A 25948-nucleotide genomic window follows, 5' to 3' on the forward strand; every position below is an offset into this window, starting at 1 on the left:
AAAGATGAAGATCGTCTCTGTCGACACACTGGTCGTCGACTTCTACCGCACGAACCTCGTCATCGTGCGGGTCCACACCGACGAGGGGATCGTCGGCCTCGGTGAGGCCACCCTGGAGGGCAAGGAACGCGCCGTCCAGGGCGCCATCGCCGAGCTGGCCGAGGCGGTGGTGGGCCTGGATCCCACCAGCATCTCCAAGATCCTCTACGAGACCGCGCGGGACTGGTACTGGCGCGGCGGGCCGGTCATCATGACGGCGTTGAGCTCGCTGGAGATGGCCCTGTGGGACATCTCGGCGCGCGACCTGGGCGTACCCGTCTCCCGGCTGCTCGGCGGCGCGACCCGGGACCGGGTCCGCGCGTACGCGAATGGTTGGTTCTCCGGCGCCGTCACGCCGGAGGACTACGCCGCCGCCGCGCGCCGGACGGTCGAGTCCGGCTTCCGGGGCCTCAAGTGGGACCCGTTCGAGAACTACGACCTCACCATCAGCACGGCGCAGTTGGACCGGGTGCTCGCCCAGATCGACGCCGTCCGGGGCGCGGTGGGCCGCGAGGTGGAGCTGTTCGTCGAGGGGCACGGCCGCTTCGACGTCCGGCACGCCATCAAGGTCGCCAAGGAGATCGCCCAGTTCGACCCGGTGTGGTTCGAGGAGCCGTGCCCGCCGGACAACCTCGACGCGCTCGTCGACATCCGTCGCGCCTCGCCGGTGCCGATCGCGGCGGGGGAGCGGTGGTACGGCCGGCAGGGGTTCGCGCCGGCGCTGGCCCGTCAGGCGGTCGACTTCGTCCAGCCCGACGTGACGCACGCCGGCGGGATCGCCGAGCTGGCCTTCATCTCGACGCTCGCCGCGACCAGCTACGTGGGCTTCGCGCCGCACAACCCGAGCGGTCCGCTGAGCACGGCCGCGACGCTGCAACTCGGGGCGACCCTGCCCAACTTCCGGTATCTGGAGATCATGGCGACCGACGTGCCCTGGCGGCCCGAGATCACCAACGAGCGGCTGGTGCTGACCGACGACGGTGACATCCTCATCCCGACCGGAGTCGGCCTGGGCATCGAGCTCGATCTCGCCGCGATCGAGCGGCACCCGTTCACACCGCACCCGCTGCGAATGTTCCAGGACGCCGTCTTCGACATCCGTCCCCGCGACGAGCGGTCCTTCTTCAACCTGGAGCGCGACTCATGACGGTGCCACGGCCCCGGGGGCTGGCCGCGGGTGCGGACTGGGTCGGGACCGCCGCCGAGGCGTTGCCGGACGATGCCGACAGCGTCCTCATCGGCCGGATCTGGGATCCGAACGGCGACGGCCCCTCGCCGGTGACCGTGCGCGGCGGCGAGGTCATCGACATCAGCCACCGGTTCCCGACCGTCCGGGACATCTGCGAGCTGCCCGATCCCGCCGCGACGGTGGCCGGGCTCGACGGAACTCCGGTGGGCGACTTCGCGGACATCCTGGCCAACACGGCAGCCACGACCCGGGATCCTGCCCGGCCCTGGCTGCTCGCCCCGGTCGACCTCCAGGCGCTCAAGGCCGCCGGCGTGACCTTCCCCATCTCGATGATCGAACGCGTGATCGAGGAACGGGCGCGGGGCGACCTCGCGCTCGCGGCGGAGATCCGGCACCGCATGCTCGCCGACGTCGGTGTCGACCTGCACAGCCTGCGGGCCGGCTCGGCCGAGGCGGATCGGCTCAAGAGTCTGCTGGTCGCCGAGGGCATCTGGAGTCAGTACCTGGAGGTGGGGATCGGCCCGGACGCCGAGATCTTCACCAAGGGTCAGATCCTCTCCGCCGTCGGCACGGGCGTCCCGGTCGGCGTGCTCGCCGCGTCGACCTGGAACAACCCGGAACCCGAGGTCACCCTCATCGTCCAGTCCAGCGGTCGGATCATCGGCGCCACCCTGGGCAACGACGTGAACCTGCGCGACATCGAGGGCCGCTCCGCGCTCCTGCTTCCCCTTGCGAAGGACAACAACGCCTCCTGTGCCCTCGGCCCCCTGATCCGGCTCTTCGACGACCGGTTCGGCATGGATCGGGTACGCGAACTCGAGGTGCGCCTGGAGGTCGACGGCGTGGACGGCTTCCGCCTGGAGGCGGTCTCGGAGATGACCCGGATGTCGCGCGACCCGGAGGAGTTGGTGCGGCAGCTGATCGGCCCGCACCACCGCTACCCCGACGGCGCGGCCCTGATGCTCGGCACCATGTTCGCGCCCATCCAGGACCGCGACCGCCCCGGCGAGGGCTTCACCCACAAGGTCGACGACGTGGTACGGATCAGCTGTCCGGCGCTCGGCACCCTGGTCAATCGGGTGCGGCATGCGGAGGAGTGCGAGCCCTGGCACTTCGGCGTCCGCGATCTCATGGGCAATCTGGTGAGGAGAGGACTGCTGTGAACGTGGTCAGCACGGTCGATCCGCGCGACGGTAAGCGTCGCGCGACGGATCTCACCGAGACCGACGAGTCTCGGCTGGAGGTGATCGCCGGTCAGGCGTCCCGGGCGGCGCGGTGGCTGGCCGACCGGGGGAGACTCGGCCGCGCGGAGCTGCTGGACGCCATCGCCGCGTCGCTGGAATCCCGGCGGGTGGACCTGGTCGCCGCCGCCGAGGCGGAGACCGGGCTCAGCCACGCGCGCCTCGACGGGGAACTCAACCGGGCCGCCGTCCAGTTCCGGATGTTCGGCGAGGTGCTGCGCGACGGGGCGTACGTCGAGGCGGCCATCGACCACGCCGCCGACACACCGCTCGGGCCCGGCCCGGACGTGCGGCGGATGCTCGTACCCCTCGGACCGGTCGCGGTCTTCGGGGCCAGCAACTTCCCGTTCGCCTTCTCGGTCGCGGGCGGTGACACGGCCGCCGCGCTCGCCGCCGGGTGCCCGACGATCCTGAAGGCCCACCCGTCGCACCCGCTGACCTCGCACGCCTCGGCCGCCGCGATCGAGTCGGCCGTCCGCGACCTCGGCGGGCCCGACGGTGTCGTCGCGATCGTGTACGGGGAGCAGGCGGGCCGCTCGCTGGTACGCCATCCGGCGATCCGCGCCGCCGCCCTGACCGGCTCGGTCAACGCGGCCCGCGCCATCCAGGCGGCCATCGACGAGCGACCCGATCCCATTCCCCTGTACGCCGAACTGAGCAGTGTGAACCCGATCGTCGTCCTGCCTGACGCGGCCGCCGAGCGGGGGGACCAGATCGCCGAGGGACTGTTCGGCTCCTTCACGAACTCGGGCGGTCAGCTATGCACCAAGCCGGGCCTGGCGTTCATCCCGTCGAACCCGGGCGGCGACCACCTCGTCGACGCGCTGCGGGCACGGGTCGCCGCCTCCGGTGGCGCGGTTCTGCTCAACCAGCGCATCCGGGACGCGTACGAGAGCCGGGCCGCGGAGTTCGAGCGGGCCGGCGCCCGTGTCGCGGCGAGGCCGCAGGTCGACCCCGGCGCGGGCTTCACCGTCGCACCGACCCTCCTGGAGGTCGGCCTGCCGGCACTGACCGCCGAGATCGCCGACGAGTGCTTCGGTCCGCTCATGGTCGTGGTCCGCTACGACGACACCACCGACCTCGACGCGGCGCTGGCCGCGGTCCCGCCGTCGCTGACCGGATCGCTCCATCGCGGACCGGGTGACGACGCCGACGGTGTGCGTCGACTGGTCGACGTGCTCGCCGCCCGCGCGGGTCGCATCGTCTTCGACGGCTATCCGACCGGTGTCCGGGTGTCGTGGGCCCAGCACCACGGCGGGCCCTGGCCGTCGACCAACGCCGTGCACACGTCGGTGGGCGCCACGTCGATCCGGCGGTTCCTCCGCCCGCTGGCGTGGCAGGACGCCCCGTCCTGGCTGCTCCCCGAGGAGTTGCGAGACGAGTACGTCGCCATTTCCCGGCGAGTCGACGGGAGGTTGCAGCCGGCGGCGCAATAGCCGCGTCGGCACGTCGGCCACGGGCGCGTTTCCGCACCGGGGCGGCTGGCGCGCGAATTCGTTGGCAAATCGGCCGGACAGAAAATTCGCGCGCCACCCGCTCCGGTGACGCTGAACCCTGCCCAAATTGTTTTCGGTGTAATTCTTTCCGTTGAGGTCGCAAAGCCGTCTTGACCGTCAATGCAATTCATGGTTCTGTTTCCGACAGGTAACGATGTTAGCGCTCGCAAAGCTGCATCGTTCGTCACTGGTATCCCTTCACCTCACCATCGAATGGTCGGTCGACCGCTCGGTGCGGTCTGACCACACACCGAAGAGGGAGCAGGACCATGCCCGTTGCACCACCCCGTCCCCTGACGCCGGCACCGACACGCCGGCTGCTGCTCGCGCTGCTCGCCGCCCTCACCGTCACCGCCGCGACGGTCGCCGCTCCGGCGGCGTCGGCCGCGCCGCCCGCGCCCCTGGGCCCGACCGTCACCCGCACCGACAAGCCCCCGACCGGGTACGCCGTCACCTTCCGGTACCGGGCGCCCGAGGACGTCCAGCAGGTCCACGTCTACGGCGACTGGTTCTACTCCCGACCGGAGAGCATCACCTGCCAGGACTGCGGTGACGCCCGACCGCCGGCCGAGTGGCAGCCCGGCGACGTCGCGGCCACCCCGTGGCACATCCAGGCCATGCGGAAGGGCCCCGACGGGGTGTGGACCTTCACCACGCCGCTGCCGGCGGGCACCTTCCGCTACGCGTTCACCCACGACTGCGCCAACGAGCTCGCCACTGGCTGCGCCCTGCACGACGACCCCGCCAACCGGTGGGAGATCCAACCGCAGTACCCCGGGGCGCCCGGCGCGGTACGCAGCACGATCTACGTCCCGGCCAGCGGGAAGTTCCCCACGTACGACACCGGTTACCAGGCGCCGGTGGCCAAGGTCGGCCGGCTGGAGTCCCGGCGGTACACCTCACCGCTGTCGACCAACCCGGCCGGAGCGCACGACATCGTCGTCTACCTGCCGCACGGCTACGACCCCGACCGGGCCACGCCGTACCCGACGCTCTACCTGAGTCACGGCAGCGGTGACCACTCGACGGCCTGGACGATGCAGGGCGTGGCCCACCTCATCCTGGAGAACGCGATCAAGGACCGTGCGGTGGAGCCCATGGTCATCGTGTCGACCGACTTCAACGGCCTGCCCGGTGGCAACGAGGGCTACGTCGACGAGCTACGCGACAACATCTTCCCGTTCGTCGAGCAGAACTACCACGTCTCGACCCGGGCCCAGGACCGCGCGTTCGCCGGCTTCTCCGCCGGCGGCAGCCGGGCGTACACCATCATGTACAACCACACCGACCTGTTTGGCTACCACGCGGCCTGGAGCGCGGGCGGCCCGGCCGCCACCCCGGCGCAGGTCGAAAGCATGAAGGCGGTGGCCGGCGGCATCATGATCGGCACCGGGCTGCAGGACCGACTGGGCAACATCGCCGAGAACTCGCAGCGCAACGCCGCCGCCCTGCGGGCCGCCGGCGTCGAGCTGGACGAGTACAACGTGCCGGGCGTGCACACCTGGCACGTCTGGCGTCCGCTGCTGAACCACTACCTGCGCACCCTGACGTTCCGGGCCACCACGACCGCCCTCGACGTCAGCACGGCGACGGCGGGCGGGTCACCGCACACGAAGGTCACCGCCACCGCGACGGTCGGCGCGGTCAGCACCAGCACCTCGGCGCCCTCCGGCACCGTCGACTTCTACGCCGGTGACACGCACCTCGGGTCGGCCCCGGTACGCCACGGCGTCGCCCGGTTGACGAAGAACGTCCATGGCGAGTTGGACGCGCCGCTGGTCGCCCGCTACCGGGGCGACAAGCTCTTCAACGATTCCCGGAGCACCCCCGTCGACGTCCGGTAACCCCCGGGCCCGACCCGTACTCCCTGTGGTGGGGAAGCCCCGGCCGCGCGGCCCCTGGTGAAGCCAGGGCGCGCGGCCGGGGTGCGTCGTCAGCCGATCACGGGGTCGTCGCGGTGGCCCGCAGCCGCAGCATCGTCCAGGATGCCGGCGGAAGCGTCAGCTGGACACTGGTGTCGGCGCCGCGTGCCGTGCCGTTGGGACGTGGCTCGGCGTGGTCCGGGCCGTCGGCGGTGTTCTTGGCGTGCAGGTCGCCTCCGCCGACGGTGACGCACTCGATGATGCCGGTGACCTGGGCGCCGGAGACGTCGACGGTCACCTCGGCCGGGGTGGTGGTGGTGCGGTTGACGAGGAACACGGTCATCTCGCCGGTGCTGTCGTCCCAGGTGGAGACCGCGTCGACCGCGTCGACCTCACCGTAGCGGTCGGTGGTCGTGGTGCTGCCCTCGCGGAGCACGTCCAGCACGGCGCCCTGGGCGTGCCGGGCAGTGCGGGCGAAGGGGTGGAAGATGGTCTGCCGCCAGGCCGAACCGCCCGTCTCGGTCATGATCGGCGCGATGACGTTGACCAGTTGGGCCTGGCACGCCGCGGTCACCCGGTCGCTGTGCCGCAGCAGGCTGATGAGCAGGCCACCGACGACGACGGCGTCGGCCACGCTGTAGTGATCCTCCAGCAGTGGCGGTGCGACCGGCCAGTCCTCGCCGCTCGGCGGCGTGGACGGGGCGGCGGACTGGTACCAGACGTTCCACTCGTCGAACGCGATCATGATCTTCTTGGTCGACCTGCGGATCGCCCCGACCGAGTCGGCGATGGCGGTGACGGCGTCGATGTACCGGTCCATGTCCTCGGCCGAGGCGAGGAAGCTGGCCAGGTCGTCGTCGACCGGCTGGTAGTAGGCGTGCAGCGAGATCAGGTCGACGTCGTCGTACGCCTCGGTCAGCACGTCGCGTTCCCAGCTGCCGAAGGTCGGCATGCCGAGGTGCGACGAGCCGCAGGCGACGAGTTCGAGATCGGGGTCGAAGCGGCGCATGGCCTTCGCGGTCTGCGCCGCGAGACGCCCGTACTCGGTCGCGCTCCGCTGGCCCACCTGCCACGGGCCGTCCATCTCGTTGCCCAGGCACCACAGCCTGATGCCGTACGGCTCGGTCGCCCCGTTGTCGCGGCGCTGGTCGGCGAGGTGACTACCGCCGCGGTGATTGGCGTACTCCAGCAGGTCGATGGCCTCGGCGGTGCCCCGGGTGCCGAGGTTGATCGCCATGATCGGGTCGACGCCCGCCTTGCCGACCCAGCGCATGAACTCGTCGAGCCCGAACGCGTTGGTCTCCAGGCTGTGCCAGGCGAGGTCGAGCCGGGCCGGCCGTTGGTCGACCGGACCGACGCCGTCCTCCCAGCGGTAGGACGAGACGAAGTTGCCGCCCGGATAGCGCACGGTGGTGACGCCCAGCTCGCGGACCAGCGCGAGGACGTCGCCCCGGAAGCCGTCCGCGTCGGCCGTCGGGTGTCGCGGCTCGTAGATCCCGTTGTAGACACAGCGGCCCAGGTGCTCCACGAACGAGCCGAAGAGCCGGCGTGGCACCGGTGCGACGCGTCGGCGGGGGTCCAGGGTCAGGCGGGCCTGAAGGTGGGTGTTCAGGGCTGGCTCCCTTCGTGCGAGGTCCGCCGGGGAGATCGCTACCCGGGCGCGGACCGAGGGGTGGTGGGGGCGGTGTGAGCTCTGGACAACGTGATCGTCTTCGATTACGTTCTCGATCTATGTAAACGTTACCGACCGCGTTTCCGCAAGGGAACACGGCCGGGGTGTCGAAGTTCGGCGTTGTGAGCGCTCACAGGCGCGGGGGAATGGTTCCTGACGGAGCGTGCCGTCTCGTTGTCAACGGGGTAGGCCCCGGCCGGGAACGGGCTCGCTTTCGACCGCCGGAAGAGTCGGCCGTCCGCGTTCTCCACGGCGCTGACGGTGCCGAATCACGCCCTTGCGATCATCCAGATAGGACCCGCTTCTTTCCGGGTCGGGTGAGGGTGAAGAGGTCTTGTGTTCGTAATCGTTGTCGGTTACCTTGGCAACATCCTGGAAACGTAACCGATAACGATTGCAGTCCAGAGAGAGCGGCATGATTGAAGTCAATGCCCCGGTCACAATGAGTGATGTCGCCCGGGCCGCCGGCGTTTCCACCGCCACCGTCTCCCGGGTGGTCAACGGGCATTACGGCGTCAGCGCCCGCACCATCGCTCAGGTGCGTTCCGCCATCGAGCAGCTCGGCTACGAGTCGAGCCTGGTGGCCAGCAGCCTCCGGCGCAGCCGCACCAACGTGCTCGGCCTCGTGGCGCACAGCTTCCAGTCGTACACGGCGGAGGTGCTCAAGGGCGTGATGAAGGCGCTGAGCAAGTCGGGCTTCGACCTGATCATCTACGCCAACAGCGACCTCTACGGATCGTATTCGGAGGGTTGGGAGCAGCGGCACCTGACCCGACTGTCCGGCACCCTCACCGATGGGTGCATCGTCGTCACGCCCTGGGGTGAGGTGCGCAGCCGCACGCCGGTCGTGGCCATCGACCCGGTGCGGGGCTCGACGGCGCCCTCGGTGATGGCCGACAACCTCGCCGGCGCCACCACCGCCGTCGAACATCTGCTCGGCCTGGGCCACCGACGCATCGGGTTCATCGCCGGCCGCGACAGCCTGGCCTCGGCCTGGTCGCGGGAGGAGGGATACCGCGCCGCGCTGACCGGTGCCGGCGTCCCGGTCGACCCGACGCTGATCGGCCGAGGGGATTTCAACCCCGAGTCGGCCACCCCGTTGGCGCGCGTCCTGCTGCAACGACCGGATCCGCCGTCGGCGATCTTCGCCGCCAGCGACGGGATGGCCCTCAAGGTGCTGGAGGTCGCCAGGGAGCTGGGGTTCTCCGTGCCGGGGGACCTGTCCGTGGTCGGGTTCGACAACATCCCCGAGTCGGCGTTGACCGAGCCGGGTCTGACCACCGTGGACCAGTCGATGTATCAGCTCGGGTACGAAGCCGCGCGGATGCTCAAGTCACTGGTGACCGGCGAGTGGGACGAGCCAAGCCAGATCGTGCTCCCGACCAGACTCGTGGTCCGCGGCTCGACCGCACCACCGACGAGCGCGGCACGACCATGACATCCGTCCGCGGGCGCCAGCGCTGGTTCGCTTCCGACGAAGCGAACAGGGTTGGTGCACCCGTGGCAAGAGCCTGAAGGAGGTGCACGCAACACGCACGGCGAGATCCACCGATGAGTTGAGCCGGTCAGTCGGGTCGCATCCGCTGCCGGCACAGGAAAGGAGTGGAGCGTGACAACCGGACAGTATCACGGGCGCTTACGCCGTTCCGGCGTACGCCGGCGGCTCTCGGCGGCGTTCACCGCTGGAGTCATCGCCACCGCGGCGGTTCTGCTCGCGCCGCAACCAGCTGCGGCGGACACGCCGTGGCTGAGCGTCTCCCCGGACCGCTACGCCTCGTTCGCCGTTCCGACCGCGTACGTCCAGGAGCACCTGGGCACCGTCTCGCAGGTCGTCGTCGAGGGCAACTTCGGTCCGTCCGCCAGCTGGGCGGAATTCGGGCTGACCCGTCGTGGCGACGTGTGGTCGGGCGTTCTCGGCGCGCTTGAGCCCGGGCTCTACCGGTACCAGCTCACCGCGGACGACACCAAGACCATCAAGGACCCGACGAACGGCGCCGGGGTGGCGTCCGACCCGTTGCTGAGCACCTTCCTCGTCGCGGGCGACTCGGCACGGTGGCTGCTCGACAGCCCGCCCGGCACCGGCGGCACGGTCGAGACGCTGACCTACCGCACCAAAAACGGTCAGCGATCGGCTCTGGTCTGGACGCCGCCGGGCTACGCCGCCAAGGGCGCGAAAGGATACCCGGCGCTCTTCCTCCAGTCGGGTGACGAGGTGGCCGCCACCGACTGGCTCGACCTCGGCCGGTCCAAGCAGATCCTCGACAACCTCTCGGCCGCCGGCGCCATCCGGCCGATGGTGGTGGTGATCAACGATGCGAACGGCTCCGACGACAGGGAACTGAGGGAGCTGCGCAAGACGGTCTCCGACAACTACCGGGTCCTTCGCGACCCGGCGCACCAGGCGATCGCGGGCGTGTCCGACGGCGCGACCGAGGCGGTACGGGCCGCGCTGACCAAGCCGGGTCAGTTCGGTTACGCCGGCTGGTTCTCCGGCACGTCGGCCCCGGCCATCGACCGGAAGGACGCCAAGGCCGTCAACCGGGGCGTCACGATGCTGCGTCTCTACACGGGGAACGCGACCGACCCCGCGTACAACGCCACCTACCGGCTGATGAAGGCGTTGGGTCGGGCCGATGTCCGGTTCGAGTTCGACGGGGTCAACCCGGACGGCGGCGCGAACTGGACCACCTGGCAGGAGAACCTGGTCGACTTTCTGCCCCGACTGTTCGGCCACGTGTCGGACCACGGGCCGAGCCCGGGTCACAAGCCACTGACCAAGGAGTTCGCCGCACCGCCGGCCGGTACCACTCCGACGCCCTTCGTCAGCGACGACGGGTTCGTCACCTTCGAGACCACCACCGAGTTCACGAACGCCCAGCACGTCACGGTGTGGGCGAACGTGGCGCCGGGCGGCAGCTGGTTGCGGCTGCCACTGACCCGCGACGGTGACCGCTGGCGGGCGACCGTGGGCCCGCTGAAGCCCTGGTTCTACTACTACCGGCTGATCGTGGACCGGGTCGCGGTCAAGGACACCTCGAACCCGACGAAGGTCACCTCCGAACCGATGTGGAGCACCTTCCTCGTCCCCGGGCCCGGTGCCCGACTGCTGTCGGACGTGCCGGCCGGTCAGGGCGGAACGGTCGAGAGCATGACCTACCCCAGCACGGTGGCCGGCCAGGACCGCACCGCGCTGGTGTGGACCCCACCGGGCTACGACCCGGGCCGGACGCAGCCGTATCCCGTCCTCTATCTCCAGCACGGCAGCGGCCAGAGCTATACCGACTGGGTGGAGATGGGACGCGCCAAGCAGATCCTCGACCACCAGTTCCTCGACGGCGACCTCACGCCGATGGTCGTGGTGATGGGCAACGGCAACTCGTCGAACTTCAACAGGGAACTGTTGGAGAACATCGTGCCGACGGCCCGCGCCCGCTACCACATCTCCAGCGATCCGTCCCAGCAGGCGCTCGCCGGCCTGTCGATGGGCGGCGGGCAGGCGCTGGGGGTGCTGCGGGCGTACCCGTGTCAGTTCGCCTACGTCGCGGCCCTCTCGGCCGGGTTCGGCAGTGGCACCGGTGTCGACGTGGAGGCGATCAACAACGGCACCAAGATGCTGCGCCTGTACGTCGGTGACCAGACCGACTTCGTGTACCCGAGCTTCATGGCGTCGCTGACCACGTTGAACAACCTCGGTATCCGCTACGAGTTCGACGGGGTCACCCCCGGGCCACACGGCTGGGACGTGTGGCAGAAGAACCTGATCGACCTGGCGCCCCGTCTGTTCAAGCGCTAGGCGCCTTCGCCGGCGACGCCACCGGGTGCAGGGCCTCCTGCCCCGGTGGCGCCCGTCAGCGCATGGATGCTGTGCACCGCCATCGCCGAAGGGAACCATCTCAATGAAGAGAAGACGAATACTCGCCACGGTAGCCATGCTCGCGGCGGGGAGTGGCCTCGTCGCCTGCTCCTCCGACGAGGGCGGCAGCGACGCGAGCAACTGCACGAACACCATCACCAAACAGAACGTGCCGGTCGTGACGATGTGGGGCTGGTACCCCAACACCCAGCTCGTCGTCGACAACTTCAACAAGCAGCACGACGACGTGCAGGTCTGCTGGACCAACGTCGGTCAGGGCGGCGACGAGTACGACAAGTTCCAGACCGCCATCTCGGCGGGCACCGGCGCACCCGACGTGATCATGGTCGAGGCGGACCGGATCCCGACCTTCCAGATCCAGGGCGCGCTCGTCGACATCAAGAAGTACGGCTTCGACGCGGTCAAGGCCAACTACGGCGAGGGCGCCTGGAAGGACGTGTCGGTCGGCGACGCGGTCTACGGCGTCCCGGTCGACGGCGGCCCGATGGGCATGATCTACCGCAAGGACATCTTCGACAAGTACAAGATCACCCCGCCGAAGACCTGGGCCGAGTACGAGCAGGCCGCGCAGAAGGTCAAGGACGCCGGCGGCCCGCTCTTCGGCGACTTCGGCGCGAACGTGCCGGCGGTCCTGATGGCGCTCCAGATCCAGAAGGGCGCCACGCCCTTCACCTCCGATCCGGCGCAGCCGAAGGCTATCGGTGTGAAGCTCAACGACCAGGCGTCCAAGGACGTCCTCGACTACTGGGGTGGCCTGGCCAAGAAGGGCCTGGTTGGCACGCAGAACCAGTTCACCCCGGAGTACATCTCCGGCGTGATCAACGGCAACTACGCGACGTACATCTCGGCGGCGTGGGCCCCCGGCTACCTCACCGGCGCGGGCGTCGGCAAGGGCCAGGACACCGGCAAGTTCGCGGTGGCGCCGCTGCCGCAGTGGGACCCGGCCAACCCGGTGCAGGTGAACTGGGGCGGGTCGGCGTTCTCGGTGACCAAGCAGGCGAAGAAGCCGGAGCTGGCGGCGAAGGTCGCCTACGGGCTCTACGCCGACAAGGAGTCGCTCACCGACGGCTGGACCAACCAGGTCATCTTCCCGCTGAACCTCACGGCGCTCAAGGACCCCGCCTTCGTCGACCTGAAGGTGGCGTTCTTCGGCGGCCAGCAGGCGAACAAGGAGGTCTACCTCCCCGCCGCCGAGGCGTACAAGGGCGTCCAGTACGCCCCCTTCGGCCAGTACTACCTCGACGCCATGGAGAAACAGGTCAGCGAGGTCATCAAGGGCTCCGTCACCGGTTCGCAGGCTGCCGACCGGCTCCAGGAGGACGTGGCGAAGTACGCCAAGGAACAAGGTTTCACCGTTCAGTGACCGGTTGGGTGGGCCGCGCCGGCACAGGCCGGCCGGCCCACCCTCCACCCCCAGCGTCCACGTCCCGGAGACCAAGATGACACTCCTGACCGAGAAGCGCGCACCGCGTCCTCAGCATGAGACGCGCAAGATCCGTGGCAAGGTGCACCTCCGCGAGCACCTGATGGGGTGGCTCTTCGTCGGGCCATTCGGGGTCGTCTTCCTGGCGTTCCTCATCGCGCCGCTGGCGTACGCGCTGTACCTCAGCCTCTTTCAGAAGAAGCTGATCGGTGGCACCAGCTTCGTCCTCTTCGACAACTACGTGAAGGCGTTCACCGACCCGAGCTTCCTGTCCGGGGCGTGGTTCGTCATCCGCTTCTCGCTCGTCTCGATCCCGCTGCAGATCCTCATCGCGCTCGCGATGGCCCTCATTCTGGACGCGGTGACCACCCTCTTCGCCCGCTTCTCCCGGCTCATGATCTTTCTTCCCTACGCGATCCCCACCGTCATCGGGGCGGTGATGTGGGGGTTCCTCTACAGCAAGGGCTTCGGCCCGCTCACCGACATCTTCGGGCTGTTCGGCGCCACCGCGCCCGACTTCCTGAGCAGCGACCTGATCTTCTACGGCCTGCTCAACGTCGTCACCTGGCAGTGGGCCGGCTACTACATGATCATCCTGTACGCGGCGTTGCAGGGCGTCGACCCGACGCTCTACGAGGCGGCCCGGATGGACGGCGCCGGGCGATGGCAGGTCGCGACGCGCATCAAGATCCCGCTGATCGCGCCGGCGCTGATCCTGATCCTGGTCTTCTCGCTCATCGGCACCCTGCAGTTCTTCAACGAACCGCAGATCCTGCGATACCTGGCCGCCGGCACGATCGGGTCGGACTTCACCCCCAACATGTACGCGTACCAGCAGGCGTTCTCACTCGCCAACTTCAACTACGGTTCGGCGATCTCCTTCGCCCTCGGCGGCATCGTCTTCATCTGCGTGTACGCCTTCCTGTTCTTCACCCGCAAGCGGAGGAGCTTCCTCTGATGACCGAGCACACCAGCGTCCGCGCGGGCGCCCGCCGACCGCAGCGCTACCTCCCCCTACAGATCCTCCTCGGCTTCCTGGTGATCTACTTCCTCGTACCGTTCTGGTGGGTCATCGTCAACAGCTCCAAGGACGCGCCGGGCCTGTTCGGCGGTGGCAACACGCTGTGGTTCACCGACCAGATCGACTACCTCGGCAACCTCAGGCAGCTCTTCACCTACGACGGTGGCATCTACCTCAGGTGGATCCTCAACTCCACCCTGTACGCCATCGCCGGCGGAATCGGCGCCACGGTCCTTTCGGTCATGGCCGGCTACGGGTTCGCCAAGTACCGGTTCGCCGCCCGGCGCTTCAGCTTCGCCGTCGTGCTCGGCGCGTTGATGGTGCCCGCCACCGCCCTGGTCATCCCGACCTTCATCATGTTCTCCCGGCTCGGCCTGACCAACACGGTCTGGGCGGTGATCCTCCCGTCTCTGCTCAACCCGTTCGGCGTCTACCTGATGCACGTGTACGCACGCGACGCGGTGCCCGACGAACTCCTGGACGCGGCGCGGGTCGACGGCGCGGGGGAGGTGCGGACGTTCATCCAGATCGCCCTTCCACTGATGCGCCCCGCGGTGGTCACCGTGCTGCTGCTGTCGGCCGTGGCGTCCTGGAACAACTACTTCCTGCCGCTGGCGATGCTCTCCGACAACCGCCTCTTCCCGGTGACCGTCGGCCTCGGCCTCTGGCAGGGGATCGCCTCGGCGAACAACTCGGGAGGCACCTCGCTGTGGAGCCTCATCATCCTGGGCTCGCTGGTGTCGGTGATTCCGCTGGTCATCGCGTTCTTCAGCCTGCAACGGCACTGGCGCGGTGGCTTGTCGGTCGGTGGTCTCCGCTAGGGCCGCGACAGTCCCACTCGCTTTGATCACCGCGGAGGACGCGGCCGGACGGATGACAGGAAGGTGTGCTGATGTCGACGACGAATCGAGCGCCGCGCAGCGGGGAATGGTTCGGTGCGGAGGGCCGCAACGGGTTCATCCACCGGTCGTGGATGCGCAACCAGGGGTTCGCGGACGACGTCTTCGACGGACGCCCGGTGATCGGCATCGCCACCACCTGGTCGGAGCTGACACCCTGCAACGCCCATCTGCGGGACCTGGCCGAGTCGGTGAAGCGGGGCGTGTGGGAGAGCGGGGGCCTGCCGCTGGAGTTCCCGGCGATGAGCCTGGGCGAGCCGCTGATGCGACCCACGACCATGCTCTACCGCAACCTGCTGGCGATGGAGTTGGAGGAGTCGGTCCGCGCCAACCCGCTCGACGGGGTGGTCCTGCTCTCCGGCTGTGACAAGACCACTCCCGGGCTGTTGATGGGGGCGGCGAGCGTCGACCTGCCGACCCTGATGATGACCGGCGGCCCGATGCTCAACGGTAAGTTCCGGGGCCAGGACATCGGCTCGGGTACCGTCGTCTGGCGTTTCACCGAGGAGATGCGGGCCGGCCGGATGACCGCGGCCGACTGCGCCGAGGCGGAGGTCGGCATGTCCCGCAGCCGGGGTCACTGCATGACCATGGGCACGGCCTCCACGATGGCCTGCGTGACCGAGGCGCTGGGTGTGCAACTACCGGGGGCCGCCGCCGTGCCGGCGGTCGACTCCCGGCGGTACGCGCTCGCGCAGGCCGCCGGACGTCGGATCGTCGCCATGGTCGAGCAGGACCAGCGGTTGTCCTCGGTGCTCACCAGGCAGGCGTTCGAGAACGCCATCCGGGTCAACGCGGCGATCGGCGGTTCCACGAACGCGGTCGTCCACCTGCTCGCGATTGCCGGCCGCCTCGGCGTCCCCCTGACGCTGGAGGACTTCGACACCCTCACCGCCGACGTGCCGATGCTCGTCAACCTCATGCCGTCCGGGGCGTACCTGATGGAGGACTTCGCCTACGCGGGTGGCCTGCCGGTGGTGATGAGGGAGCTGGCCCCGCTGTTGCACATGGACCACATCACGGTCAGCGGCAGGAGCGTGGCCGACAACGTCGACGGCGCCCAGTGCTGGAACCGGGAGGTCATCGGCACCCTGGAGGCGCCGTTCCAGCCTGCCGGCTCGGGCACCGTGGTGCTGCGTGGGTCGCTCGCGCCGTCCGGAGCGGTGTTGAAGGTCTCCGCCGCCTCCGCGCACCTGCTCACGCACACCGGCCCGGCGCTGGTCTTCGACCGGATCGAGGACTACGTCGTCGCCGCCGACGACCCGGACCTCGACGTCACCCCCGACACGGTGATCGTGGTCCGGAACGCCGGCCCGCGCGGCTATCCCGGCTTCCCGGAGGTGGGTAACGTGCCCATGCCCCGGCGGTTGCTCGCCGCCGGCATCACGGACATGGTGCGGATCTCCGATGCCCGCATGAGCGGCACCGGGTACGGCACCTGTGTCCTGCACGTGGCGCCGGAGGCGTCCGTGGGTGGCCCTCTCGCGCTGGTACGCACCGGTGACCTGGTCACCGTCGATGTCCCGACGCGCCGCCTGGACCTGCTGGTCGACGAGGCGGAACTCGCCCAACGCCGCGCCGCGTGGCAGCCTCCGAAGCCGGTGGCGGACCGAGGTTGGGTACGGCTGTACAGCGAGCACGTTCTGCAGGCCGACAGTGGGGCGGATCTCGACTTCCTCGTCGGCGGCAGCGGCAGCGCGGTGCCCCGTCACTCACACTGACGGCCGCGACCCGGACGAGCCCCACGAGGAACTGATCCCATGGAAGAACGGACGGCCCGCCAGTGCGAGTTCACACCAAGGCCGCGGTGACGGCGGCCGACCGGCCACCGGTGATGGCCGACGTCGCTCGCCTGGCGGGCGTGTCACACCAGACGGTGTCCCGGGTCATCAACGGGGCGCCCAGCATCAAGCGCGAGACGCGGGAGCGGGTCCTCGAAGCCATTCGACGACTCGACTACCGCCCCAACACGGCCGCCCGTGCGTTGGTCCGGGGGCGCTCCGGAATGATCGGCATCATCGGCACGGCCCGGACACTGTTCGGTCCGACGAGCATCCACCGCAGCGTCGAGGACGCCGCCCGCGCCGCCGGCTACTTCGCCACCTCGGTGAGCCTCTCCGAGGTGACGGTACGGGCGCTCAGCGACGCCACCGAACATCTGATGCGCGTCGGCGTCGAGGGTGTCGTGATGATCGCCGGCAACGACGAGGCGCTCGAGGTGGTGCGGATGACACGCTCGGGAGTCCCCTTCGTCGTCGTGGAGGGCGATCTGTCCCGGGCCAGCGTGACCGTCGGCGTCGATCAGGTACTCGGTGCCCGGATGGCCACCGACCACCTCCTCGACCTCGGGCATCGGGAGATCGTGCATGTCAGCGGCCCGCTCAACTGGGCGGAGGCCCGCGCCCGTCTGGAAGGCTGGCGGCAGGCGATGACCGCTGCGGGTCTGCGCCCGCCCGAGCCGGTCGAGGGCGACTGGAGGGCGCCCAGCGGCTACGCCGCCGGGCTGCGGATCGGCGAGATGCGTGCGGCCACCGCGGTGTTCGCCGCCAACGACCAGATGGCCCTCGGTGTGCTGCGCGCGCTGCACGAGCGCGGGCGGCGGGTGCCACAGGACGTCTCCGTCGTCGGGTTCGACGACGTACCGGAGGCGCCCTACCTCATCCCACCGTTGACGACGATCCAGCAGGACTTCGACGCCGTCGGTCGACGGGCCATCACGGCCGTCACGCAAGCCATCGACGACATCGTGCCGCAGCGCCTCCCGCTGGTCATTCCGCAGCTCGTGGTACGGGAGAGCACCGCGCCGTTGACGGAGGCCAGCGACGCCTGACCGATTCCGTGACTCTTGGTCGAGTGGTCCGTTCGGTCCTCGCTCCGGGTGCCCGCGCCGACGCCGTGACGCTGACCCGCAGCGTGCCCCCAGCCGCGCCCGTGTGCCGCCCCTGGCCGGGGCGACGCGCTGGTGGTCTCAGCGGGCACAGGTACGGCACGCGGCGCGAGTGCGCAGGTGGTAGTCGGTGGACGCGGCGAGGAGGCCGAGCCCCAGGACGAGGTACGCCGATATCGCCACCCACAGGAACGCGTCGGACAGCTCGCTGACCGATCCCGAGATCATCTGCACGATCCCCATGCCGAAGTAGGCCACGATGCCGGTCCCGAGACTGAAGCCGGGCGCCAGCAGCAGCAGACGAGGAATCGTGCGGCCGGCGAGCAGCGGCACCCATCCCGGCCAGACCTCACCCCAGTGGTGCACCAGCGCCAGCGGCAGCAGCACTCCCGCCAGCACCAGGCCGATCTCCAACCCGAAGAGGGCGGCGCTCTGGTCGAGGAGGTCGAATCCCACCACGAACTGGGCCGCGAAGCGGGTCACCAGGCCGGCCACCGCGGCGTACGCGGCCCAGCGCGCCCAACGCGCGGGTGCCGGGCGTCGCGCACCCGGTCGGCCGGTGCGGCAGCAGTCCGGACAGTCGCCCCGGGTGCGCCGCTGATAGCGCGCCGCGGCCAGACCGAGCAGGACCGCTCCGGTGACACAGCCGAGCCGACTGGCGAACGCCACCGGGTCGAAGAACGGGCCGACGGTGAACAGTAGGAAGCCCACCAGCTCCGGCAGCAGGATCGCGGCCGCCGCGACGAGCGCCCCGGCGACCGTCCAGGCGAGCCCCGCGAGCGCCGGACGCCACGTCGGCACCCGGTCCAGGGCGATCGCCAGCACGCCCGCGGCCGCGCACAACGCCACCGACCGCCAGCCGGTGAAACCGAGCAGGTCGAACCCGAGCCGCCCGAACTCCGGAGTCTCGCCGACCGTCCACGCCAGACGCACACCCCCGTATGCCACGGCCCAGCCGAGCACTGCGTACGTCAGGTCGTGACCGGACCGACCAGCGGTCGGTGTCGCTGTCGCCATGCGTTCGATCCTCCCGGCGGCCCGCGGCTGGCGTGCCCCGCTGACAGGGGACCTGACTCCCTCCCGGGAGGGACGGTGTGGCGTGCGTCGTACCGTGCCCGCAGGGGCGACCGGACGACGCTGTCGACACGCCTGCCGACATCGACGCCTTCGCCGGGGTGGGCCGCGAGCGCTGACGCGGTGTCGCGCGGCTCGCCACCGGCAGGGTGTGCGGGCCGAGCTACCGGGCGCCGGACAGGTACTCGCGGCGACGCTGCGGTTCGAACTTCTCGATCGCGTACCGCAGCATCACCCGGGGCATGACCTGGTAGCGGCGGGCGAGGAACTCCTCCTCCGCCGCTCGGTCCCGGTTTCCCACCTCGCGCAGCATCCAGCCCACCGCCTTGCGGACGAGGTCGTGCGGGTCGTGCAGGAGCCGGTCGCCGAGTCGGAAGGTCCAGTCGAAGTCGCCGGCCCTGATGAAGGCGAAGGTCGCCATGATGGCGATGCGCCGGTCCCACACGAGGCTGGAATCGGCCAGCCGTTCCAGCACGCTCCGGTTTCTGTCGATCAGCCAGGGACCGACGATGTACGGCGCGGACGAGTCCACCAGGTCCCAGTTGTTGATGCGGTCGGTGTTGGCCAGGATGGTGTCGAAGACCCGGCCCCGTTCCCGCTCGTCGCCCCTGGTGAACTTCCGGACCAGGATGAGCAGCGAGGTCAGCCTCTCCTCGTGCGCGCCGTCGGTGAGCAGTTTCGTCGTCTCGGCCAGCGAAAGGTCGCGCCAGTACCGGGCGGCCACCTTGCGCTGGTCGGGCACGGAGACACCCAGGGCCCGGTCGCCCTCGCCGTACCCGCCGGCGGTCATCTGGAGAAACCGGCTCGACGCCTCGGCCCGATCGGGATCGGCGAGGCTGGCGAGTTCCCGACACACGTCGACGCTGGTGACCACGACCATCGACGCTACCGGGGGGTCAGCCGGCGCGGAGTAGGCGTCCGAGCATTCCCCATGACGAGTGCGACAGCAGACGGCCCCGATCGAGCTGATCTGCGCAAACGCCGCCCGCCAGTTCGTTCCGGCGGACGCGATCGTCGAGGGCGGCCACCCTACCCGCCCTCGACGGTGCCAAACCAAGCGATCGCCGGCCGAGGTCCGATGAGCAGATCCGGGTGTGGGCGCCGGCCCGGCGGGTAGGGCAGCACCGTGCTGAAGCGAGCGGTGTGGCAGGGACTGGTGGCGGGTCTGGCCGGAGCGGTGGTGATGACGGCCGCGGAGAAGGTCGAACAGCGGGTGACCGGCCGCCCCGACTCCTACGTGCCGGCCCGGGTTCTGGCCCGGCTCACCGGTCTGCCGGAAACCTCCGGGCAGCAGCCCCGGTGGCAGAACCTGACCATGCACTACGGGCAGGGCGCGCTGGTCGGCGTGCTGCGCAGCGTCATGGCGCAGGCCGGGCTGCGCGGCGCCTGGGCTTCGACGATGTTCACCGCGCTGCGCCTGACCAACGACCAGATCCTGGAGAACGCCACCGGCGTCGGGGCGCCGCCGCTCACCTGGCCCCGCTCCGAATTCGCCATCGACGTGGTGCACAAGTCCATCTACGCGTTCGCCACCGGAGCGGTGGCCGACGCGCTCGCCGCCCGTGACGGCGCGGGCCCCGGGCAGCGGCACGCGGCGATGCGCCCCGGTCGCCACACAGATGTCGGTCCGCTGCCCCGGGTGGCAGCGCGTCGGGCCTAGCCGTGCAGAAACTGCCACAGCCGGGAGGCTGCGGGCCGGGCCGCGGGGTGCTTAGCTGCACAGATGATCACACCCGTTCCCCTCGGCACCTGGCCCACGCCGGTGGAGGCCGCGCCCCGGCTCGCCGCCCGGCTGGGGTTGGCCGAGCTCTGGTTCAAGCGTGACGATCTCACCGGCCTCGGCGGCGGCGGCAACAAGATCCGTAAGCTCCGGTACACCTGTGCGCAGGCGATCACCGTTGGCGCCCGCACGGTGATCACCTCGGGTGCGCCGCAGAGCAACCACGCCCGACTCACCGCGGCTGCGGCCGCGCGGCTCGGCCTTGCCTGTGTGCTGGTGCTCGCCGGCCCGGCCCCGTCGAGCCGGCGAGGCAACCTGCTGCTCGACGGGCTTGCCGGCGCGGAGATCGTCTGGGCCGGTGACCGTCCGCTCGCCGAGGTGGTGGTGGCCGAGGCGGAGCGACGGTCGGCGTACGTCATCCCGTTCGGCGGCACCTCACCCGCGTCGATCCAGGGCTATGTGGACTGCGGTCGGGAGCTGCGGGCCCAGCTGCCGAACCTCGACGGGTTCGAGGTCGTGGTGGCACTCGGCTCCGGTGGGACGATGGCCGGTCTGGTGCGGGAGCTGGGCGCGCAGCGGGTGATCGGCGTCGATGTCGGTGCCCTGCCGGACCCCCGGGCGACCGTCGCCGGGCTGCTCGTCGGCGAGGTCGGGCCGGGAGAGCTGCGCATCGACGGCACCCAGGTCGGTGCCGGGTACCGCACGCTGACCGACGGCGCGCGGGCGGCGCTGGAGATCACCGCGCGTACGGAGGGGATCTTCCTGGACCCGACGTACACCGGGCGGGCGATGGCGGCGCTGCTGGCCGGCGGCTTCCCGCGCGGCGACCGGGTCGTCTTCCTGCACAGCGGGGGACTGCCGGGACTGTTCGGTCACCCCGAGCTGTAGGGGCTCACTCGGGCCAGGCGGAGTCCTCGATGACCCGGACGAAGTCGATGTGGCGGTAGCCGGGCACCCGGTGCTCCAGCACGTCGCCGTTGACGGTCCCGAAGGTGGTGTCCGGCCGGTGCCGGAAGCCAGCCGCGAAGGCGTCGACGATGGCCCGCTTGAAGTTCGGGCGCGGGTGGGCCGTGGTGACCGCCGCGACGTCGGCCGGCGACAGTTCGCGGTAGCCGATCCCGAGCACGTCCGTCTCGACACCCGCGGTGACGAGGGCGACCTCGGGTTCCAGACGGTACGGAACCTCGGGCGTGGTGTGCAGGGCGATCGCCTCCCACACCAGCCGGGCCTCGTGTTGGCCGATGCCGTTCGATCGGAGGAAGCGGCGCGCCTCGTCGGCGCCGTCGAGTTCGAAGCGTTGGTCGTCGCGGCGGTAGCGCTCGGTCAGTCCCAGGTCGTGGAACATCGCTCCCACGTAGAGCAGCTCGGGGTCGGCCGTCAGGCCGAGCCGCCGACCCTGCAACGCGCCGAAGAGGAAGACCCGCCGCGAGTGGTGGAACAGCAGGTCGTCGGTGGCCTGGCGGACCAGCTCGGTGGCGTCGGTGGCGAGCCGCGAATCGGGGATCTCGATGCCGGCGATCGTTGTCGTGCCCATCACGTTCCTGTCGGTCCGGGAGCCCGGCCGGGCTCCGATGCGTCAAGCGTCACCCGTCCGAACCGCCGGCCGCCCTGTCCTGTCTGCCATGCTTCCCTCAGATCAGGACAACGTGGGAGGGGTGGCGCGGTGGGCGGCCGGGTGGTGGGAGGGCACCGGGTCACGGCCCTCGTCTTCGACGGGATGACGTTGCTGGACCTCGCCGGACCGTTCGAGGTGTTCGCCGAGGCCGCCAAGTTCGGCGCCCGGTACGAGCTGGAGGTGCGCTCCAGCGATGGTGCCTCCGTCCGCGCGTCGACTGGTCTGCTCGTTCACGTCGATGGCGCGGTCGGCGCGGCGACCGATGTCGGGACCGCCCTCGTGGTCGGCGGCGATGTCCTGGCGGTGCGCCCGATCGGTGCCGACCTCACCGCCGCCGCGGCAGCGCTGTCCCGCCGCGCCGTGCGCACCGCCGCGGTCTGCACCGGAGCGTTCGTCCTGGCCGCCGCAGGTCTGCTGGACGGTCGGCGCGCGACGACGCACTGGCAGCACGCGCGGCTGCTCTCCGCGGCCTTTCCGCAGGTCAGCGTCGAGAGCGACGCGATCTTCGTACGGGACGGGACGTTCTTCACCTCCGCTGGCGTGTCGGCGGGCATCGACCTCGCGCTGGCCCTCGTCGAGCGCGACCACGGTCCGGAGATCGCCCGGTCGGTGGCCCAGTCGCTGGTCGTCTTCCTCCAGCGGCCGGGCGGCCAGTCGCAGTTCTCGCCGTCGCTTGCCCTGCCGCGCCCCCGCACCCCGGTGCTGCGGCAGTTGATCGACGCGGTGGCCGCCGATCCGGCCGACGACCACTCGGTGGCGGCCCTCGCCGCGCGGGCGCATGTCAGCCCCCGTCACCTCTCCCGGATGTTCCGGCAGGAGCTTGGCAGCAGCCCCGGCAAGTACGTGGAGGGTGTGCGGGTCGACGCGGCCATCCGGCTGTTGCACGCGGGCACGTCGGTCACCGCCTGCGCCCAACAGGTCGGCATCGGCAGCCCGGAGACCCTGCGCCGGATGTTTCTCGCCCGGGTGGGGGTGTCGCCCCGCGCCTACCAGCAGCGTTTCCGAACGACCGAGCGGGACTCGACGGCGTTGCCGGACGACGAGGGTCCGCCGCACCGGTGAGGCGCCCGGCGGTGCCCTCCGCCGCCAGCACGCCGGAGGGCGCCGCGCCGAGCTGCGCACCGATCAGACGCCGGCGAAGTGCTCGCGGTGGTCGTGGGCGAACTCGGCGAAGGTCCGTGGCTTCCGGCCGACGATCCGCTCGACATGGTCGTTGGTGAAGTCGCCCCACCCGGAGCCGTAGGCGACCCGGTACTCGGCGAGAACCTCGGCCGACCACTGGTCGAGACCGGCCTGGAGCAGGCCGTCGCGCGCCTGTTCCGGACTCTGCGGTACGTAGCGCACCGGCTGACCGAGCGTACGGGCGATCTCGTCGGCCGCCTGCTCGAGGGTGATGCTCTCCGGACCGGTGGGCGTGTAGATCATGCCCTCGTGCCGGTCCGGCGCGGCGAGGATCGCCGCCCCTGCGGCGGCGATGTCCCGGGCGTCGATCAGGCCGACCCGCGCGGCACCGAAGAGCCCGTAGAGGTGCTCACCGGCCTTGGCGCCGAGCAGGTTCTGCATGAAGTAACTCGGCCGCAGGATCGTCCAGGGGATGCCCGACTCCTGAAGCTCCGCGTCGGAGAGCGCGTGCAGTCGGCCGTTGCGGGTGGGCGCGTCGTGCGCGGCCCCGATCGCGGAGAGCCGGACGATGTGCCGCACCCCGGCCTGCCGGGCCGCCCACACCGCGTTCATGCTCTGGCTCGGCGCGAGCGGGCCCATCGGCATCAGCAGCCACAGCGTCGTCACGCCCTCGAACGCCGAGGTCAGCGTGGAGGGACGGTCCAGGTCGCCGATGACGTACTCGACTCCGTCGAGGCCGGGTGTGCGCGAGGCGTCCCGCACGAGCGCGCGTACCGGCTGCTGGCCGGCGAGTTCCCGCAGCACCTCCCTGGACACGGTGCCGTTGGTGCCGGTTATCAGAATGGTCATGGTCATCCTCTCGGTCGGGCCGACCGGGGTCGAAGCGCCGGTCGCCGCCAGCGACGATATAGTCCATAACTTGTACAGTCCAATGATTGGACCAAAATATGAAGCGCAGCACACTGAAGGAGCGCGACCCCGACCTCGGGATCCTGGCCGTGCAGCTCTCCGCGCGCGTCCAGCGGGAGATCTTCCGACGCTCGGCGGAGCGGGGATTCGACGACGTCCGGCCCCGCCACGGCGCGGTCCTCGCCTACCTGGACGCCGAGGGCACCCGCCCCGGTGAACTGGCCCGGCTGGCCGGGCGCAACAAGCAGACGATGGGCGCGATCCTCGACGAGCTGGAGCGACTGGGCTACGTCCGGCGTACGCCCGACCCGGCCGACCGCCGGGCAAAGTTGATCGTGCCGACGGATCGGGGCCTCAGCTTCATGGCGGCCACCGACGGCTTCGTGCACCTGATCGAGCAGAAACTCGCCGACACCCTCGGCCCCGACCGGTACCGCGACTTCAGGGACGCGTTGGGTCACGCCGTGTCCAGCCTCCCGGCCACCGGCCAGGACACCGAGGGCTGAGCCGCCGTACCCGGGTGCTCGTGGGCGGGCGCGCTCGGCTGCGGACCGCGCCGACCCGGTCGAACGGGCATGCGACGGCGCTTGGCGGGTACGCCGCCGTGGCCCGGGGCCGGCGGGACGCCCAGGTCGGGCCGCCTTCCGCGCAGCCGAGGAGTACCGACATGCCGATCTCAGGGCGGGCCCGACTCTCGCCGGGGGTCTCCCTGGTGCTGCTGGCGTCGATCCTGGTGTCGTTCCTGGCCGCGTCGGCGGCCCCGACCCCGCTCTACGGCATCTACCAGGAACGCTGGCACTTCTCGCCGGTCACCACCACTGTGGTGTTCGCGGTCTACGCGCTCGCGGTGTTGGCGTCGCTGCTCACCGTCGGCAGGCTCTCCGACCACCTCGGTCGACGGCCGGTGCTGGCCGTCGCGATCGCGGTCCAGATGCTCGCGCTGGTCGTCTTCATCTTCGCCAACGGCGTCCCCACGCTGCTGATCGCCCGCCTCGTGCAGGGGCTCGCCGCCGGTGCCGCCACCGGCGCCGTGGGCGCCGCCATGCTCGACATCAACCGTGCCCGGGGCACGCTCGCGAACTCGATCGCCCCCGGAATCGGCACCGGAAGCGGCGCGCTGCTCTCGGCGCTACTCATCCAGTTCCTGCCCGCACCGACGCGACTGGTCTACGTCGTCCTCCTCGTGATCCTGCTGATCCAGGCCATCGGGGTCGCGTCGATGCCGGAAACGGTCACGCCAAGGGCCGGAGCGCGCCGCAGCCTGCGGCCGGACATCACGCTGCCCCGCCCGGTACGCCAGCCGGTCCTCGTCGTCGCCCCCGTGCTCTTCGCGGTCTGGGCGTTGGCCGGGTTCTTCGGCGCGCTCGGCCCGGCGCTCGTCCGCAGTCTCATGAACACGTCGATCGTGCTCGGCGGCCTGGTCCTCTTCGTCTTCGCCGTCTTCGGGTCGATCGCCGTTCTGGTGCAGCGCAACACCGCCGCGCGGACGGTGATTTTGACCGGGATCGTCGCGCTCATCCTGGGCATGCTCGTCACGTTGGTGGCGGTCATGGCGCAGTCCATCCCCGGCTTCTTCGTCGGCCTCGCGCTCGGCGGCGTCGGCTTCGGCAGCGGCTTCCAGGGCAGCCTCAAGACGGTCCTGCCGCTGGTCGAGGCGCACCAACGCGCCGGCGTGCTGTCCGTGCTCTACGTCGTCTGCTACGTCGGGTTCGGCCTTCCCACGGTGATCGCCGGCTTCCTCGTGGTCTACGCGGGCGGCCTGCCGCGGACCGCCGACGAGTACTCCGTCGCCGTCATCCTGCTCGCCCTGATCGCCCTTCTCGGGGTGCGCAGGGCCACCAGGATGGCGCCGGGATGATGCCGCAAAGCCCGCGCCGGGCGGGGAGGCGGGCGATAGCGTGATGA

At 70.4% G+C, this 25948-nt stretch carries 21 protein-coding genes; 16 read left to right on the top strand and 5 right to left on the bottom strand.

The features are described from left to right. The first annotated feature begins 4 nt into the window (after positions 1–4). From AB0J33_RS07695 to AB0J33_RS07710, 4 genes are all read left to right on the top strand, one after another. Complete coding sequence (locus AB0J33_RS07695) at positions 5–1186, top strand: mandelate racemase/muconate lactonizing enzyme family protein (RefSeq protein ID WP_363611018.1); 1182 nt, start codon at positions 5–7, stop codon at positions 1184–1186. Then, positions 1183–2391, top strand: a complete 1209-nt coding sequence (locus tag AB0J33_RS07700; protein ID WP_363611020.1) for a fumarylacetoacetate hydrolase family protein — start codon at positions 1183–1185, stop codon at positions 2389–2391. The genes AB0J33_RS07695 and AB0J33_RS07700 overlap by 4 nt, the downstream gene beginning before the upstream one ends. Then, positions 2388–3905: an aldehyde dehydrogenase (NADP(+)) gene (locus tag AB0J33_RS07705; protein WP_363611022.1), complete on the top strand. Its 1518-nt coding sequence runs from the start codon at positions 2388–2390 to the stop codon at positions 3903–3905. Before AB0J33_RS07700 ends, AB0J33_RS07705 begins: the two co-directional genes overlap by 4 nt. Positions 3906–4234: 329 nt before the next feature. Continuing rightward, on the top strand, positions 4235–5809 hold the full coding sequence (locus AB0J33_RS07710) for an alpha/beta hydrolase-fold protein (RefSeq protein WP_363611024.1): 1575 nt from the start codon (positions 4235–4237) through the stop codon (positions 5807–5809). Positions 5810–5906: 97 nt separating this feature from the next. Here the strand turns inward: AB0J33_RS07710 and AB0J33_RS07715 are convergent, their stop codons facing one another. Further along, positions 5907–7382: an alpha-N-arabinofuranosidase gene (locus AB0J33_RS07715; protein WP_363611026.1), complete on the bottom strand. Its 1476-nt coding sequence runs from the start codon at positions 7380–7382 to the stop codon at positions 5907–5909. Between the two features lie 559 nt (positions 7383–7941). Here AB0J33_RS07715 and AB0J33_RS07720 point away from each other — a divergent pair. The 7 genes from AB0J33_RS07720 (at position 7942) to AB0J33_RS07750 (ending at position 17546) form a co-directional block, all read left to right on the top strand. Then, positions 7942–8937: a LacI family DNA-binding transcriptional regulator gene (locus tag AB0J33_RS07720; RefSeq protein ID WP_363611028.1), complete on the top strand. Its 996-nt coding sequence runs from the start codon at positions 7942–7944 to the stop codon at positions 8935–8937. Positions 8938–9108: 171 nt separating this feature from the next. Beyond that, positions 9109–11292: an alpha/beta hydrolase-fold protein gene (locus AB0J33_RS07725; RefSeq protein ID WP_363611030.1), complete on the top strand. Its 2184-nt coding sequence runs from the start codon at positions 9109–9111 to the stop codon at positions 11290–11292. A gap of 103 nt (positions 11293–11395) precedes the next feature. Next, complete coding sequence (locus AB0J33_RS07730; protein WP_363611032.1) at positions 11396–12736, top strand: extracellular solute-binding protein; 1341 nt, start codon at positions 11396–11398, stop codon at positions 12734–12736. 76 nt (positions 12737–12812) lie between these two features. Further along, positions 12813–13754 (top strand): sugar ABC transporter permease, encoded by a 942-nt coding sequence (locus tag AB0J33_RS07735; RefSeq protein ID WP_363611034.1) that lies wholly within the window; start codon positions 12813–12815, stop codon positions 13752–13754. Then, positions 13754–14638: a carbohydrate ABC transporter permease gene (locus tag AB0J33_RS07740; protein WP_363611036.1), complete on the top strand. Its 885-nt coding sequence runs from the start codon at positions 13754–13756 to the stop codon at positions 14636–14638. Before AB0J33_RS07735 ends, AB0J33_RS07740 begins: the two co-directional genes overlap by 1 nt. A 71-nt stretch (positions 14639–14709) precedes the next feature. Further along, a complete protein-coding gene (locus AB0J33_RS07745; protein WP_363611038.1) occupies positions 14710–16437 on the top strand; it encodes an IlvD/Edd family dehydratase in 1728 nt (575 codons plus the stop codon). A 62-nt stretch (positions 16438–16499) separates the two neighbouring features. Beyond that, entirely contained in the window at positions 16500–17546 is a 1047-nt protein-coding gene (locus tag AB0J33_RS07750) for a LacI family DNA-binding transcriptional regulator (protein ID WP_363611040.1), read from the top strand. A 138-nt stretch (positions 17547–17684) separates the two neighbouring features. Here AB0J33_RS07750 and AB0J33_RS07755 read toward each other — a convergent pair whose 3' ends face one another. Together AB0J33_RS07755 and AB0J33_RS07760 are read right to left on the bottom strand one after the other, a co-directional pair. Beyond that, entirely contained in the window at positions 17685–18620 is a 936-nt protein-coding gene (locus AB0J33_RS07755; RefSeq protein WP_363611042.1) for a hypothetical protein, read from the bottom strand. A gap of 220 nt (positions 18621–18840) precedes the next feature. Continuing rightward, positions 18841–19551 carry a DNA alkylation repair protein gene (locus tag AB0J33_RS07760; RefSeq protein ID WP_363611044.1) on the bottom strand — a complete coding sequence of 237 codons (711 nt, stop codon included), beginning with the start codon at positions 19549–19551 and terminating at the stop codon, positions 18841–18843. Between the two features lie 252 nt (positions 19552–19803). On the opposite strand from AB0J33_RS07760, the gene AB0J33_RS07765 reads away from it, so the two are divergent. Together AB0J33_RS07765 and AB0J33_RS07770 are read left to right on the top strand one after the other, a co-directional pair. Continuing rightward, positions 19804–20337, top strand: coding sequence for a hypothetical protein (locus AB0J33_RS07765; protein ID WP_363611046.1), 534 nt, complete (start codon positions 19804–19806; stop codon positions 20335–20337). A 63-nt stretch (positions 20338–20400) separates the two neighbouring features. Beyond that, on the top strand, positions 20401–21285 hold the full coding sequence (locus AB0J33_RS07770) for a pyridoxal-phosphate dependent enzyme (RefSeq protein ID WP_363611048.1): 885 nt from the start codon (positions 20401–20403) through the stop codon (positions 21283–21285). Between the two features lie 4 nt (positions 21286–21289). Here the strand turns inward: AB0J33_RS07770 and AB0J33_RS07775 are convergent, their stop codons facing one another. Beyond that, entirely contained in the window at positions 21290–21931 is a 642-nt protein-coding gene (locus tag AB0J33_RS07775) for an HD domain-containing protein (RefSeq protein ID WP_363611050.1), read from the bottom strand. Between the two features lie 129 nt (positions 21932–22060). Here AB0J33_RS07775 and AB0J33_RS07780 point away from each other — a divergent pair, with 129 nt between their 5' ends. Next, positions 22061–23074 carry a helix-turn-helix domain-containing protein gene (locus AB0J33_RS07780; protein ID WP_363611052.1) on the top strand — a complete coding sequence of 338 codons (1014 nt, stop codon included), beginning with the start codon at positions 22061–22063 and terminating at the stop codon, positions 23072–23074. Between the two features lie 63 nt (positions 23075–23137). Here AB0J33_RS07780 and AB0J33_RS07785 read toward each other — a convergent pair whose 3' ends face one another. Further along, a complete protein-coding gene (locus tag AB0J33_RS07785) occupies positions 23138–23983 on the bottom strand; it encodes an NAD(P)H-binding protein (protein WP_363611054.1) in 846 nt (281 codons plus the stop codon). A 98-nt stretch (positions 23984–24081) separates the two neighbouring features. On the opposite strand from AB0J33_RS07785, the gene AB0J33_RS07790 reads away from it, so the two are divergent. Continuing rightward, a complete protein-coding gene (locus AB0J33_RS07790) occupies positions 24082–24549 on the top strand; it encodes a MarR family transcriptional regulator (protein ID WP_363611056.1) in 468 nt (155 codons plus the stop codon). A gap of 161 nt (positions 24550–24710) precedes the next feature. Further along, the gene (locus AB0J33_RS07795) at positions 24711–25901 is read left to right on the top strand and encodes an MFS transporter (protein ID WP_363611058.1); all 1191 of its coding nucleotides are present in this window, start codon (positions 24711–24713) and stop codon (positions 25899–25901) included. Positions 25902–25948 lie beyond the last annotated feature (47 nt).

The organism is Micromonospora sp. NPDC049645 (assembly GCF_040675155.1).
GTDB lineage: Bacteria > Actinomycetota > Actinomycetes > Mycobacteriales > Micromonosporaceae > Micromonospora.